The organism is Vibrio sp. 9-16B-A1 (assembly GCF_056726165.1).
Map to the genome: position 1 here is coordinate 583,426 of NZ_JBSDZD010000001.1, position 14,868 is coordinate 598,293.

Genomic DNA, 14,868 nt, shown 5'->3' on the forward strand with positions numbered 1-14,868 from the left:
TATGAGTGAATTAACCTCCCTTGAGCAGGAGTTACAACAAGAGCTGCACGGTCTGAAGGAAAAACTTGACCAGTCGCGGCTCTCACAACGTGATGCCCTGTTCAAATTCAAACGGGAGCACAATGTACTCAAGCGCATTATTGCCGGTTTAACTGACGCATGTCAGGGACAGAGCTGCACCCTGGACAGCAGCCTTACTTCACTGAAGCGGGATTTAGAACAATCTCAGGATCTCTCCCGTTTGATCCCCAAACTGGTGATCCTTGAACGGATGCTGAAGAAAAACACAGTGGATATGGAAAGGCAATCAACCCATCTGAATGAGAAAATCCGTAACAGCGGGGAAACGCTGCAACGTATTCCCGGTCTGCCTGCGCAGCTCAAACGTGAGTTGCGTAATCTGCTGCACTTTCCAAACGAGAAACTGAGTAAGGAGATCGATCAGGCAACCCGTCTGCTCGGCCTTTACGAGCGCGCGATCAAAATCATGGCATCCAACTCGCGCAACAGCCTCACCTTTGAACAGAGCTTTGACCAGAGCCAGCTCGACACCCTGACCGACGAACTGCAGAACCTGATCACCGAAATCGACTTTGATGGCGAATCCGGGGATATGCTGTTTGATATCCGGGCTAAACTGCTGATTGGTGTCCCGCCTCAGGAACTGTTCGAACTGATCCTGCGGATACTGAAACTGGTTATTCAGGGGACCCATTTCGAACGCAAGAGCTCAGAAAAACTGCTCGATGAACTCAATTCATCCCTCAGCACCACCCTGAAACACGCCGACACCAGCCTTGAGCAAAGCATCTCTTATACCGGCCACCGCCACAGCATGCATGCTGAGCTTGGCGAACTGGTTACCCAGTCCAAAGCTTCCCTGCACAGGGAAACTGAACTGGAAAGCCTGAAACTGGCCATGAAGCCACTGCTGGACCAGATTGGCAGCCTGACCGAACGGCTGGAACACGTCGAAAAACGGGAGAAGAAACTCATCGAACGCTGGCAGTATGAGCGCAGCCAGCTGCAGTCAGTGCACGAACTGACCCAGAACCACCGCCGCCGCCTGCTGGAACAGGCTCAGCGCATGCAGCTTGATCCGCTGACCAAAGTCTATAACCGCGCCGCCCTGACCGATAAGCTTGAACTGGAATACCGCCGCTGGATCCGCTCCCAGCATAATCTGCGCGTGGCGATCATCGACCTGGATAACTTCAAGTCGATCAATGACAGCTTTGGTTACACCGCCGGTGATAAAGCACTGAAAATCATCGCCAGAACCATTAAAAATGCCCTGGGTGAAGGTGACACCGTGGCCCGCTTCAGTGGTGAAGAGTTTATCGTACTGCTGCCGGAACACAGCAATCAGCAGGTCAACGCCATGCTGAGCAAACTGCAGCAAACCATCAGCGAACTGCCGTTCCGCTTCCGTGAGCAGAACCTGAAAATCACCGTATCAATAGCCAGCGCTGCGTTTAACGACTCCGACACTCCGGAAGAAATCCTCGACCGCCTGAACCTTGCACTAAAGCAATCCAAACGCACCGGGATCAACCAGCTAAACTGGATGTGAACAAATACTCACCAGCCTGCATAAAATCCCCCTTATTTTTGCTAATCAGCTCTTTTTCCACGCTTATTTAGTGGCACAACACGCGGTTCGTGTGTAAGGTGAAAAGGCATAACTACAAGAATTACCAGCTAAGGAGGAGCTTATGATTACCCATATAAGCCCGGCGGGCAGCATGGATTTGCTCTCGCAAATTGAAGTAGAACGGCTGAAAAACACTGCCTCCAGCGATCTCTACCAACTTTACCGCAACTGCACCCTGGCGGTGCTTAACTCCGGAAGCCACACCGACAATTCCGACGAGCTGCTTAACTGTTATAAGAACTTTGATGTCGGGGTCAAACGCCGCGAACGCGGGATCAAACTTGAGCTGATTAACCCACCGGAAGATGCCTTCGTCGACGGCACCATTATTAAGGGGATTCAGGAACACCTGTTCTCTGTACTGCGTGACATTGTTTACGTCAACATGCATCTTGCCGACAACCGCCAGCTGAACCTGACCCGTTCAGACCATATCACCAACCTGGTATTCAGTATTCTGCGAAATGCCGGTGCCCTGCACCCGGGCATGGACCCTAACCTGGTGGTCTGCTGGGGTGGTCACTCTATCAATCCGGTGGAGTACCAGTACACCCGCGAAGTCGGCCACGAACTTGGGCTGCGCGACCTTAACATCTGTACCGGCTGTGGTCCGGGCGCGATGGAAGGCCCAATGAAAGGCGCCACCATCGGCCACGCCAAGCAGCGCTACGATGGCTCCCGCTATATCGGCCTGACCGAGCCTTCGATCATCGCTGCAGAGCCACCTAACCCAATTGTCAACGAGCTGATCATCATGCCGGACATCGAGAAGCGTCTTGAAGCCTTCGTGCGTATGGCGCACGGCATCGTGATCTTCCCGGGCGGGCCAGGTACCGCCGAAGAACTGCTCTACATTCTGGGCATCATGATGCATCCGGAAAACGTCGACCAGCCGATGCCTATCGTCCTGACCGGCCCGAAAGAGAGCGAAGACTACTTCCGCTCGCTGGATAAGTTTATCGGTGACACCCTGGGTGAAGACGCGCAGCGCCACTACGAAATCGTCATCGACGACCCGGCCAAGGCGGCCCGGATCATCAAAACCGCGATGGAAGATGTGCGCGAGCACCGCAAAGCGACCGGCGATGCCTACAGCTACAACTGGTCACTGAAAGTCGAACCGGAATTCCAGATGCCATTTGACCCGACTCACGAGAACATGGCAGCTCTTGACCTGCACCTGAGTCAGGCGCCGGAAGTACTGGCGGCGAACCTGCGCCGGGCCTTCTCCGGTATCGTGGCGGGTAACGTCAAGGCGGAAGGCATCCGTGAGATCAAACGCCGCGGTCCGTTCACCATTGATGGTGACCCGGAACTGATGGATAAGATGGACGCCCTGCTGAGCGACTTTGTTGTCCAGCAGCGGATGAAGCTGCCGGGCTCGGAATACCTGCCCTGCTACCAAATCGCTGGCCGGGAGTAATCTCCCGCCGCCGTTGGTATTAGCTTATTGATTCCATTACACTAGGGGCTCTGGCCCCTTTTTTACTGTTTGTACTATGTCTATCCACCTGGTCATCATCGACGCTCTTAACTTAATTCGCCGGGTTCACGCCGTTCAGCCAGACCCGGAAGACATCGCCCGCACGATTGAGACCACCAGCCGCACTCTTCGCCGCATCATCAATGAATCTGAACCCACTCACATGATTGCGGTGTTTGATCACCACGGCCAGGACAGAGGCTGGCGCGCCAGGCTGCTGCCTGCATACAAACAAAACCGCAAACCTATGCCAGAGCCACTGATGAACGGCCTGGAGCAAATCCAGGACGCCTGGTGGGAACTGGGTATCGACTCACTGCTGTCTGAAGGCGACGAAGCCGATGACCTGGTAGCCACCCTGGCAACCAAAGTGGCCAGCCATGGTGAAAAAGTCACTATTATTTCGACCGACAAAGGCTACTGCCAGCTGCTCTCCCCGACACTGCAGATCCGCGACTACTTCCAGCACCGCTGGCTGGATGCGCCGTTTATCGAAAAAGAGTTCGGGGTGAAGCCTGAGCAACTCTCCGACTACTGGGGCCTGACCGGCATCAGCTCAAGCCAGGTCCCCGGCGTACCTGGAGTCGGCCCGAAAGCGGCCAAAGAGATCCTGACTCAGTACCCGGATATCGAACAGGCGTTCGCTGCTGACGACCTGCCGGCCAAATACCGCAAAAAGCTCGACGAACATATAGAGTCCGCCCGGGTATGTAAACAGGTTGCCGCACTGAAAACGGATATGGAGCTTGGGTTTAATTTGCAGGATATAAGGTTTGAAAGGACCTAGGTCCTGGGCTCTGGGCTCTGGGCTCTGGGCTCTGGGCTCTGGGCTCTGGGCTCTGGGCTCTGGGCTCTGGGCTCTGGGCTCTGCAAGCACGGTTTCTTATCCAGGTCTTACTATCAACACGATAGCTCATCTTCTCACTTCACTTATCGCGAGCTCCCCCAGGGCCTAGCGCCCAGAGCCCAGAGCCAAAAAAAGCGCCCTCAGGCGCTTTTTTTACTTAGGCGAAATGTTCGACAAACACTGCAAATGCACCGTGATCTCTTCACGGTCATGGTAGAGGTGTTTGGCCTGCATGCGGAACTTCACCTTATTCTCGATCAGGAAGACTTTCAGGTTTTCGATGTCCTGCAGTACTTCATCGTAACGGCCTTTCATTGGCAGCTTAAGATTGAAGATCGCCTCTTTGGCCCAGCCTTTGATGATCCACTCACCCATCAGGTGCGCAACGCGGGCTGGTTTTTCTACCATGTCACATACCAGCCAGGTCACGTTCTTACGTGGCGGCTCGAACTTAAAGCCATCTTCCTGATGGTGCTTCACCTGACCGGTCTCCATCAGACTGTCGGCCATCATGCCGTTATCGATAGAGTGCACAAACATCGAACGCTTCACCAGCTGATAGGTCCAGCCACCCGGACAGGCGCCCAGATCCACACCCCACATGCCAGCGGCCAGGCGCTCATCCCACTCTTCACGTGGAATAAACACGTGGAACGCTTCTTCCAGCTTCAGGGTAGAACGGCTTGGCGCATCCGCCGGGAACTTAAGACGCGGGATACCCATAAAGAAGGCGGAGTTATTACCGCTCAGTGAGTAACCGGCAAAACAGTGGCCCGGCGCAACAAAACAGAGGTGCATCACCGGCTTTTTCGGGTTGTCTTTCTTAAACAAGAGGCCTTTGCCGCGCATCGCCTGACGCAATGGCACAGTGAACTTACGGCAGAACTTCAGCAGCTCTTTGGCTTCGTTTGTATCCGGCGTTTCCACGCGCAGGTCACCACACACCGGTAGTTCTCCGGCTTCAGCCAGTTCACCCAGAATCGGCGAAATACGGTCATCCGATGGCAGCTCAGAAAACTCGGCAGCTACCGCAAACATCTGACGGGCAAAGATCAGCGACTGGAAGTCCAGCTCTTTTACCAGACGGGCAGCATCGCCCTGCTGATAGCATTCAAACAGTACATAGCCCGAGTTTTTCACTACGCGGGGAAAGCCAAATACCTCAAGAGCGGTCGCACGGTCCTGGATTTCACCCGCACACTCTTTCTCAAACCCCTGTCGGCAGTAAAGCATTAACTGTTTCACTGAGTTACCTCTTCAATCTTCAACGCAGACATCGCCAGCGCCAGCCAGCCTGCAATAAACATAAGTCCGCCAAACGGTGTGACTGGGCCAAACCATTTGATTCCGGTCAGCGCGAGCGCGTACAGGCTGCCGCTGAAACAAAAGATGCCGATGATAAAGCAAATCACCGCCAGCCGCAGTCTTTTTTGCGCTTTTTCGCCGCTGTTTCTGGCCAGTATGACCGTAACAAAACCTGCCAGTACATGGATAAACTGATACAGGACGCCGGTATTGAACACCTCAAGGTGATAAGCCGACAACATGCCTTTCAGGCCATGGGCGGCAAACGCTCCCAGCATCACTGCAACGCCGCCAAGCAGCGCCAGTACAAACAGCCACAATCTAGTCTGCATGGTTCACCCTGCGGATAAACGCCTCAAGTTCACTGACGGCCAGCTCAATATTATCCTGCTCAGTATGGCCGGACTTCTTGCGCGGCTTAAAACCATGGTCACCATCCGGGATCCATTTCAGGGTGATGCTGTCAGACAGGCTATATCCGGCAACATCGTCCTGATTACCAAACGTGTCACGCTCACCCTGAAGGAGCAGGCATGGCTTATCCAGCGTGGCCAGTTGCTCCCCTTTAAAGTTCTCCGGCTTGCCCGGAGGATGAAAAGGAAAACCCAGACAGGCGATACCCGCTACCAGAGGATGTTCCCCCAGCAGACTGGCCATACGACCGCCCATGGATTTACCACCAATCACGATAGGGCTGCTACCGGCAACGGCTTCAATATGCTGCTCAAAAGCTTCCAGCAGCTTTGGCGCCCTGTCCGGCGGGCGGCGTTTGCCATCTTCAGCCCTTTTCACCATATAAGGAAAGTTAAACCTGACCACCCGGATGCCCTTCTGCGCCAGACCCGCAGCCACTGCCTGCATAAAATCGTGATCCATACCGGCTCCGGCACCGTGAGCAAACAGAAACGTCAGTTCCCCTTCTCCATCAACCAGATAATTATCCATCAGCGCAGCTCCTGCTGCTCTCTGGCGGCTTTGGCCAGCATCCAGTCACGGAAGGTTGAAATACGGCCGGTATCGGCCTGCTGCTCGTGACAGACGACGTAAAACGCGTTCTTACTCACCAGTACTTCATCAAACGGACACACCAGCCGACCGGCTTCGATCTCCGGCTGAGCCAGCACGTTGTTGCCCAGCGCCACGCCCTGCCCGTGTGCTGCCGCCTGAAGTACCATAGTAGTATGGCTGAAAATCGGTCCCTGATTCACATTGACGCCCTCCACTTCGTGGGTGCGAACAAACTGCTTCCACTCTTTTCTGGAGGTGTCATGCAACAGGGTGTGATTTTTCAGATCGTTAAGCTCAGCTAATGGTTTATCTGTCAGTAACAACTGGGGGGAACAGACCGGAACCAGGAACTCCTGGTAGAGTTTATCTGCACGCAGACCCGGCCAGTTGCCCCGGCCGTAATAGATGGCGACATCCACATCGTCAGTCAGCGAACCTTCGTCCAGATCCACCGCTTTGATCCGTACATCGATGTCCGGCTCCTGCTGATTAAAGTCCGCCAGGCGCGGCACCAGCCACTGGATAGCAAAACTTGGCGGAAGGCTGATAGTCAGCGCACCTTTTTCGCTTCTTTCCAATACTTTATCTGTTGCTTCAGAGAGATGGGTGAACACATCCTTGATGTCAAGAAAGTAGCTCTGCCCCTCTTCGGTGAGCAGAAGCGAGCGGTTTCTGCGCCGGAATAACTTCAGCCCGAGGAAGTCTTCCAGAGTCTTAATTTGATGACTAACTGCGGCCTGGGTCACAAATAATTCTTCTGCAGCCCGGGTAAAACTCAGGTGGCGGGCCGCAGCTTCAAACACTTTCAGTGAATTGAGTGGCGGTAAACGTCTTGACATGGATCACCCTTTCTAACTCATTAGTTTTTTTTATTCGAAACATTATAAATTGTCCATTGCCGAGTCGCCAGAGAAATTCTATATTTCACCACGCAACGCTAAGCCTGAACGGCTTGATTATCCCTGATAATCAATTGGTTTGGTTGTTGCGATGTTGTGTTTGCATTAACTCGAAATTCGAGTTGGCAGAGAAATCTGCCACCATGCCCGGGTATTACCCTTACTCAGGCATTACTTCCTGTATTATTTTTGACCTGTCTGTCAAATTTTTTAGCACCGCCTTAATGGCGGTGTTTTTTTATGGGCTTCGCCGGGTCCGCGGTACGTGGGCGCTTCGCTTGGTGGTACGCGGGGTAAGAGCCGGGAACCGAGAACCGGGAACCGAGAACCGAGAACCGAGAACCGAGAACCGAGAACCGAGAACCGATCATCAGTGTTCCTCGTCCCACGCCCCACGCAACCACGCTCCCATGAACAAAAAAAGCGCCCATCTCCCGACAAGCGCTTCTCTTAATTTCTGCACCGCTGTTCCTCAGACCACGTCTCACGAACCGCGTAACCAACAACTCTACGGCCGGTAAACCTTCACATTATTGAAACCCTGCTCCTGCAGGTACAGTGCCTGCAGACGGCTCATAACGCCACGGTCACAGTACAGCAGGTAGGTTTTGGACTGGTCCAGGTCGCCGAATTTGGTCGCCAGTTTGAAGAATGGAATGTGTACCACTTCAACGCCGTCGATTTCCAGAGGATTTTCGTCTTCCTCTTCTGCGCTGCGGATGTCCAGTACCACTGCATGCTGCTCGACGGCTTCAACCATCTCCACTTCAGGAGCCTGCTCTTCGCTCTCTTTGGCGATATCACGGATATCCATTACGCGGGCATCACGAACCACCTGCTCAAGCACAGCAAAATCGAATTTCTCTTCTTCGGTTTCCAGCTTCTCTTTAATCGCTTTAACGGTTGGTTTCTTCGAGATCACGCCGCAGTATTCCGGCATGGTCTTGGCGAAATCTTCAGTACCGATAACACGCGCAAGATCGATGATGTCTTCTTTGTCCCAGTTGATCAGCGGACGCAGGATCAGGGTGTCGGTCACACCGTCGATATGACGCAGGTTAGTCAGGGTCTGGCTTGATACCTGGCCCAGAGCTTCACCGGTAACCAATGCCTGGATACCGAACTTCTCAGCCAGCATGCCGCCTGCGCGCATAAACATACGCTTCAGCACCACGCCCATCTGACCGTCATCGACTTTTTCCAGGATCTCAGCAACCACTGGCTCAAAGTCCACCGCGATAAACTTCACCTTAGCCGATGAACCGTACTTGTCCCACAGGTAGTGTGCTACCTGCTTAACACCGATCTCGTGTGCCGGGCCGCCGAGGTTAAAGAAGCAGTAATGAGTCTTTGAGCCACGTTTGATGTGCAGGTAGCTCGAGACACCGGAGTCAAAACCACCGGAGATCAGGCTCAGCACGTCTTCCTGGGTTCCCAGAGGGAAGCCACCAAGACCTTTGTGACGTGCGATAACCTGGTTCAGTTTCTCACCCGATACTTCCAGGTTTACGGTCACATCCGGGTTCTTCAGCTGCACTTTGGCGCTTTCTACTGCCTGGTTCAGGCCACCACCCACATAACGCTCCAGCTCGATAGAGGTGAAGTCATGCTTACCGCGACGCTTGGCACGTACCACAAAGGTCTTGCCTTCGATCTTGTCACGGTTCAGATCCAGCACCTGCTCGTAGATATGGTGCAGGTCATTAAACTCAGACTGCTGAACTTCCAGCACGTGGTGGATACCAGGGGTCTGGGTCAAAATTGCCAGGACTTGCTCGTAGTATGTGTCTGCTTCAGCCGTCACTTCAATGTGATCACGACGGTTAAACACCGCGACATTCTCAGTATGCTTCTGAATGATAATGCGGATGTTGCATTCCAGAATACGGGTGAAACGCTTACGAACCGATTCACTCTTTACATAGATTTCCGGATGGGGTTTGACAATAAACTTCATAGTAAATCTTCACAATTTCGGTGGTGGCAGTGCCATAAGGCGCGGAATTATACACGAGCCGGGGGCAATAAAAAAGGTGAGCACATGGCTCACCCTGTTTAATTTTCACTCAGCATTATTTGGTGGTAGAGACTTCATCACTGTAATGAGGCTTACCCTGCATAATGGTGATCTCAACCCGGCGGTTTTCGTTACGCCCTTCGGCAGTATCGTTACTCACCCGTGGCTCGGTGTCGGCCATTCCACGCACCCGCAGGCGCTCATGATTAAAGCCTTTCACTTTCTCCATCTCAATCGCCACCGACACCGCGCGCTGAGCGGACAGGTCCCAGTTGGTGCGGTAAAGCTCAGAATCCAGCGGCTGATTATCAGTATGGCCCGATACCCGGATAATACCCGGAACATCTTTCACCAGCTCTGCAATCTGGCGGATCAGCGGGCGGAACTTAGGCTGAAGATAAGCCGAACCTTCCGGGAACGCCCCTTTCTCACGAATGCGGATAACGATCTGCTGGCCAAGACTCTCAACTTCAATCGCCCCTTCATCCATTTCCCGTTCGAGCGCTTTCTTAATGCTCTCGACGATGGTCTCAATCTCTTCCGACTGGGACTCAGACTGAGCTTCAGACTGCTGCTGAGACTCAATCGACTCGGTATTCTGGTTCATCTGGGTCGAGGTTTCCGGCGACTTACCCCCGGTCAGCTTGCCCGCTTCACGTTTGGTACCCCCGGCGCGGTCAGAGTCACCTTCATGGAACTCCAGCGTCTGCTGGGTCATGTCGATGGTCTGCTGCATGATCACTTCAATCGGGGTCGGCTCCGGGCGGCCCGGACGAAATTCCTGGGCGATCACACTGGTGCCCTTGGGAATATCTTTTACTTCGAGCTGATTTTGCACACCGAACGCGAACTTCATCGAACCGGCGATCTGCTTAAACTTCAGTACGTCCATCTCTGAGAAAGAGAGCAGCAGTACGAAGAAACACATCAGCAGCGACATCAGGTCCGCAAAGGTCCCCATCCAGGCGGGGAGCCCGGGTGGTGGACATTTGCATTCAGATTCATCACTCATGACGCTTACTCCGAATCCGGGTCAAGGGCACGCTTGGTTTCATTGAGGTAGTTCTTCAGGTAACTGTCAATAACGCGCGGGTTCTGACCGTCCTGAATCGCCAGCACGCCGTCCATAATCAGGCGGCGGTTAAGTTTCTCCTGCTCACGGCGCAGGGAAAGTTTATCAGCAATAGGGAAGAACAGCATGTTAGACAGGATCGCACCGTACAGGGTGGTAAGGAGCGCTACCGCCATCGCAGGACCGATAGACTTAGGGTCATCCATGTTGGAAAGCATCGCAACCAGACCTACCAGGGTACCGATCATACCCATCGCCGGGGCAACGTCACCAAAGGCTTTAAAAGTCGCGGCACCAAACTCATGACGCTCATCGGTCAGGGCAATGTCTTTTTGCAGGGTTGCCTTTACCACGTCCGCATCGTGACCATCCACCAGCAGATCAATGCCTTTCTGCATAAACGAGTTGCTGATTTCCATCTCTTCCAGCGCCAGGAAGCCACCTTTACGCGCTGCATCTGCCATTTCGACGATTTTTGCGATCAGCTCTTCCGGTTCATCGGTCTTAAACATGAAAGCCTTCACCGCAATTTTGGCAGCACCGAAGAACTGGCCCATGGTGAACTTGGCCAAAACGACAAAGGCAGAACCACCGACCACGATCAGAATGGACTGGGTGTCGATAAAGATACCGATACCACCACCCAGTACCATCGCCATAATAACGAAAGCAAACGAGCCGATAAGGCCTATTAACGTTGCTAAATCCACACAGCACTCCTCATGCTTGCTGGTTACAAATCTCTGCTATAAGTGACTATCGGCAGAAACTGATTAATATTTAGGGCTTTTTATACCGCTTTCTGATCTGTACAGAATAGCAATCTCTGGCAGGATAAGAAATTCGATTACCACATTTTGTAAGCTTCAGCCCAATTCACTCCGGCACACAAAAACTGATATACTGCGTCTTTGTTAAATTTTCCCAATTGCGTTTGACCCTGCCTGATGGCTGGGGTAACGTTCGGGCACCCCTGTAACAGCAGAATCACTATGGCCGGTAAAAAACCTGAAAACATGAGTTTTGAAGGGGCTCTGGAAGAGCTCGACAGCATCGTTGAACAACTTGAAAACGGCGATCTGCCGCTGGATGAAGCGCTGAAGAAATTCGAGCGAGGCATCGGTCTGGCAAGAGCCGGCCAGGAGAAACTGACCCAGGCAGAACAAAGGGTCGCGATTCTGCTCCAGGACGACGATCAGACGCCACTGAGTGATTTTAACCCGGACTCTGAAGAGCAGGCATGACCAACAAGCTGACCCAATACCAGGAGCGCAACAACGCGCAGCTTAACGCCTGGCTCGATACCCTTCCCCACCAGGATCAGGATTTAATCCAGGCCATGCGCTATGGTCTGCTGCTGGGCGGCAAACGCGCCCGCCCTTACCTGACCTATATCACCGGGGAAATGCTGGGCTGTGAAGCCAAAGATATGGACACCCCCGCTGCTGCGGTTGAGTGTATCCACGCCTATTCGCTTATCCATGACGACCTGCCAGCCATGGATGACGACGAACTGCGCCGTGGCCAGCCGACCTGTCACATCCGCTTTGATGAAGCCACCGCCGTTCTGACCGGCGATGCACTGCAGACCCTGGCCTTTACCATTCTGGCAGACGGGCCACTGGCACCACATGCCGAAACCCAGCGTATTGCCATGGTAAGCACCCTGGCGAAAGCCTCCGGCGCGCAGGGTATGTGTCTGGGTCAGGCGCTGGATCTGGCGGCCGAGAACCGTCAGGCCTCTCTCCAGGAGCTGGAAACCATTCACCGCAACAAAACCGGTGCCCTGATCAAATGTGCGATCCGTCTTGGAGCGCTGGCAGCCGGTGACAAAGGCGTTGCGGTACTGCCACAACTGGACAAATACGCTGACCTGGTTGGCCTGGCTTTCCAGGTTCAGGACGACATTCTGGACATCACCAGCGACACCGAAACCCTTGGCAAACCGCAGGGTTCTGACCAGCAACTGAACAAAAGCACTTACCCTTCCCTGCTCGGACTGGAAGGTGCGCAGAAAAAAGCGCAGGAACTGTTAACTGACGCGCTTTCTGCACTGGATGCAATCCCTTACAATACCCAGTTACTTGAAGAGTTCGCCCGCTACGTGGTCGAGCGCAAAAACTAACACTATAAGCGCTGTTATTTATGACTCTTGATATTTCCAAATACCCGACTTTAGCACTGGCCAACACGCCTGATGAGCTGCGCCTGCTGCCTAAAGAAAGTCTGCCAAAGCTGTGTGACGAACTGCGTACTTATCTGCTCAATTCAGTCAGCCAGTCGAGCGGGCACCTGGCGTCAGGCCTTGGTACGGTCGAACTGACCGTTGCGATGCACTATGTGTACAACACCCCGTTTGACCAGCTGATCTGGGACGTGGGTCACCAGGCTTATCCGCACAAAATTCTGACCGGCCGCCGCGATCAGCTGCCGACCATCCGCCAGAAAGGCGGCCTGCACCCGTTCCCGTGGCGTGAAGAGAGCGAGTACGATGTACTGTCTGTCGGTCACTCCTCGACGTCTATCAGTGCCGCGCTTGGCCTGGCTATCTCGGCTCAAAAAGAGGGCCGTGACCGCAAAGTCGTCAGCGTTATTGGTGATGGTGCCATTACCGCGGGTATGGCGTTTGAAGCGATGAACCACGCCGGGGATGTACATCCGGATATGCTGGTTATCCTCAACGACAACGAGATGTCGATCTCTGAGAACGTGGGTGCGCTGAACAACCACCTGGCTCAGGTTCTGTCAGGAAGCCTGTACACCTCTATCCGCGAAGGCGGCAAGAAAGTCCTCTCCGGTCTGCCGCCAATCAAAGAGCTGGTTCGCCGTACCGAAGAGCACCTGAAAGGCATGGTCGTTCCGGGCACTATGTTTGAAGAGCTGGGCTTTAACTACATCGGTCCGGTGGACGGCCATGATGTTACCGAGCTAATCAAAACGCTCAAAAATATGCGTAACCTGAAAGGTCCTCAGTTCCTGCATATTATGACCAAGAAAGGTAAAGGCTACGAGCCGGCAGAAAAAGATCCTATTGGTTACCACGGCGTACCTAAGTTCGATCCGGCCCACAACAGCCTGCCCAAAAACAGCGGTAAGCCAACTTTCTCCAATATCTTTGGTGATTTCCTGTGTGATATGGCCGCTGAAGATCCGAAACTGATGGCGATTACCCCGGCCATGCGTGAAGGCTCAGGCATGGTGCGCTTCTCAAAAGAGTACCCGGAGCAATACTTTGACGTGGCTATCGCTGAGCAGCACGCGGTGACGCTGGCGACCGGTATGGCGATTGCGGGTAACAAGCCAATCGTGGCTATCTATTCGACTTTCCTGCAGCGTGGTTACGATCAGCTGATCCACGATGTTGCTATCATGGACTTGCCGGTGATGTTTGCCATCGACCGCGCAGGCCTGGTTGGCGCCGATGGTCAGACCCACCAGGGCGCATTTGACCTCAGCTTTATGCGCTGCATCCCGAACATGGTGATCATGGCGCCATCTGATGAAAACGAATGTCGTCAGATGCTCTACACCGGCCACCAGCACAATGGTCCGAGTGCCGTTCGCTACCCGCGTGGCTGCGCAACCGGTGCAGATGTGGAAACAGCATTTACCGCGCTGGAGATCGGTAAAGGCCGTGTTGTGCGTAAAGGTGAAAAAGTCGCGATCCTCAGCTTTGGTACTTTCCTGGCCAATGCACTGGAAGCGGCAGAAGCGCTGAACGCAACCGTTGCAGACATGCGCTTTGTTAAGCCACTTGATGAAGCGTTAATCCGCGAGCTGGCAGCATCACACGATGTGATCGTCACTCTGGAAGAGAACGCCATTGCCGGCGGTGCAGGCAGCGGTGTGGTTGAGTTTATGATGAAAGATAAATGCATCAAACCAACCCTGAACCTGGGTCTGCCAGACAAGTTTATCGCTCAGGGCAGCCAGCAGGAGATGCATGCCGAGCTTGGGCTGGACGCTGCGGGAATTGAAAAAGCGATTCGCGAATACATGGGCTAAATACCCACCTAAAAACAAAAAGGTTGCCACCCGGCAACCTTTTTTAATATCTGCTGTTTACTGTTTATGTTCAGCTCAGCCAGCCTGCGTAGCGACCAATCAGCCACAGCGAGACACCAGCCATGACGCCTGCCACAATATCATCAATCATGATACCCAGTCCGCCGTGAATACGCTTATCCAGCCAGCCGATAGGCCATGGTTTTACCATATCGAAAAAGCGGAACAGTACAAAGCCGGTCAACAGCCATTTCCATTCCGATACCGGAAGGTTGAACAGGGGCACCACCGCCATGGTGATCCAGAAACCGGCAAACTCATCCCAGACGATAGAACCGTGGTCGTGCACGCCCATATCATCAGACGTCACCTGACAGATTTTCACGCCAATAATGCAGGAGATCAGCGTCAGCAGCAGGTAAGCCGGCAGCGGCAGCTGAACCAGCAGCAGGTAGAACGGGATCGCCGCCAGGGTGCCCATGGTGCCCGGCACAACAGGTGAAAGACCGCTGCCAAAACCGGTCGCCAGCAGGTGCCATGGATTTTTCAGGGAAAGAAGAGAAACAGGATTAGTCATA

14 protein-coding genes are annotated in these 14,868 nt (G+C 53.6%); 6 read left to right on the forward strand and 8 right to left on the reverse strand.

What is annotated here, in order from left to right; all coding sequences use genetic code 11:
* The first annotated feature begins 1 nt into the window (after position 1).
* The 3 genes from ACVB80_RS02665 (at position 2) to xni (ending at position 3,924) form a co-directional block, all read left to right on the forward strand.
* Entirely contained in the window at positions 2-1,573 is a 1,572-nt protein-coding gene (locus ACVB80_RS02665; protein ID WP_481079709.1) for a GGDEF domain-containing protein, read from the forward strand.
* Positions 1,574-1,715: 142 nt separating this feature from the next.
* Entirely contained in the window at positions 1,716-3,077 is a 1,362-nt protein-coding gene (gene ppnN / locus ACVB80_RS02670; RefSeq protein WP_481079710.1) for a nucleotide 5'-monophosphate nucleosidase PpnN, read from the forward strand.
* A 76-nt stretch (positions 3,078-3,153) separates the two neighbouring features.
* The gene (gene xni, locus ACVB80_RS02675) at positions 3,154-3,924 is read left to right on the forward strand and encodes a flap endonuclease Xni (RefSeq protein ID WP_481079711.1); all 771 of its coding nucleotides are present in this window, start codon (positions 3,154-3,156) and stop codon (positions 3,922-3,924) included.
* Between the two features lie 213 nt (positions 3,925-4,137).
* Here the strand turns inward: xni and rlmM are convergent, their stop codons facing one another.
* The 7 genes from rlmM to pomA form a co-directional block, all read right to left on the reverse strand.
* Entirely contained in the window at positions 4,138-5,229 is a 1,092-nt protein-coding gene (gene rlmM, locus ACVB80_RS02680) for a 23S rRNA (cytidine(2498)-2'-O)-methyltransferase RlmM (RefSeq protein WP_481079712.1), read from the reverse strand.
* On the reverse strand, positions 5,226-5,621 hold the full coding sequence (locus tag ACVB80_RS02685; RefSeq protein ID WP_481079713.1) for a DUF423 domain-containing protein: 396 nt from the start codon (positions 5,619-5,621) through the stop codon (positions 5,226-5,228). The genes rlmM and ACVB80_RS02685 overlap by 4 nt, the downstream gene beginning before the upstream one ends.
* Positions 5,611-6,234 (reverse strand): alpha/beta family hydrolase, encoded by a 624-nt coding sequence (locus tag ACVB80_RS02690; RefSeq protein WP_481079714.1) that lies wholly within the window; start codon positions 6,232-6,234, stop codon positions 5,611-5,613. Before ACVB80_RS02690 ends, ACVB80_RS02685 begins: the two co-directional genes overlap by 11 nt.
* Entirely contained in the window at positions 6,234-7,136 is a 903-nt protein-coding gene (locus ACVB80_RS02695) for a transcriptional regulator GcvA (RefSeq protein WP_481079715.1), read from the reverse strand. Before ACVB80_RS02695 ends, ACVB80_RS02690 begins: the two co-directional genes overlap by 1 nt.
* A 568-nt stretch (positions 7,137-7,704) precedes the next feature.
* Complete coding sequence (thiI, locus tag ACVB80_RS02700) at positions 7,705-9,153, reverse strand: tRNA uracil 4-sulfurtransferase ThiI (protein WP_481079716.1); 1,449 nt, start codon at positions 9,151-9,153, stop codon at positions 7,705-7,707.
* 115 nt (positions 9,154-9,268) lie between these two features.
* Positions 9,269-10,225, reverse strand: a complete 957-nt coding sequence (locus ACVB80_RS02705) for a flagellar motor protein MotB (protein WP_481079717.1) — start codon at positions 10,223-10,225, stop codon at positions 9,269-9,271.
* 5 nt (positions 10,226-10,230) lie between these two features.
* A complete protein-coding gene (pomA, locus tag ACVB80_RS02710; protein ID WP_481079718.1) occupies positions 10,231-10,995 on the reverse strand; it encodes a flagellar motor protein PomA in 765 nt (254 codons plus the stop codon).
* A 282-nt stretch (positions 10,996-11,277) separates the two neighbouring features.
* Here pomA and xseB point away from each other — a divergent pair, with 282 nt between their 5' ends.
* The 3 genes from xseB to dxs are packed head-to-tail and all read left to right on the forward strand — an operon-like array spanning position 11,278 to position 14,290.
* Complete coding sequence (gene xseB, locus ACVB80_RS02715; protein ID WP_481079719.1) at positions 11,278-11,529, forward strand: exodeoxyribonuclease VII small subunit; 252 nt, start codon at positions 11,278-11,280, stop codon at positions 11,527-11,529.
* Positions 11,526-12,410 carry a (2E,6E)-farnesyl diphosphate synthase gene (ispA, locus tag ACVB80_RS02720; protein WP_481079720.1) on the forward strand — a complete coding sequence of 295 codons (885 nt, stop codon included), beginning with the start codon at positions 11,526-11,528 and terminating at the stop codon, positions 12,408-12,410. The genes xseB and ispA overlap by 4 nt, the downstream gene beginning before the upstream one ends.
* A 20-nt stretch (positions 12,411-12,430) precedes the next feature.
* Positions 12,431-14,290 (forward strand): 1-deoxy-D-xylulose-5-phosphate synthase, encoded by a 1,860-nt coding sequence (gene dxs, locus ACVB80_RS02725; protein WP_481079721.1) that lies wholly within the window; start codon positions 12,431-12,433, stop codon positions 14,288-14,290.
* A 70-nt stretch (positions 14,291-14,360) separates the two neighbouring features.
* On the opposite strand, the gene pgpA is transcribed toward dxs, so the two are convergent.
* Positions 14,361-14,867 (reverse strand): phosphatidylglycerophosphatase A, encoded by a 507-nt coding sequence (gene pgpA, locus ACVB80_RS02730; protein WP_481079722.1) that lies wholly within the window; start codon positions 14,865-14,867, stop codon positions 14,361-14,363.
* Between the last annotated feature and the right edge of the window lies 1 nt (position 14,868).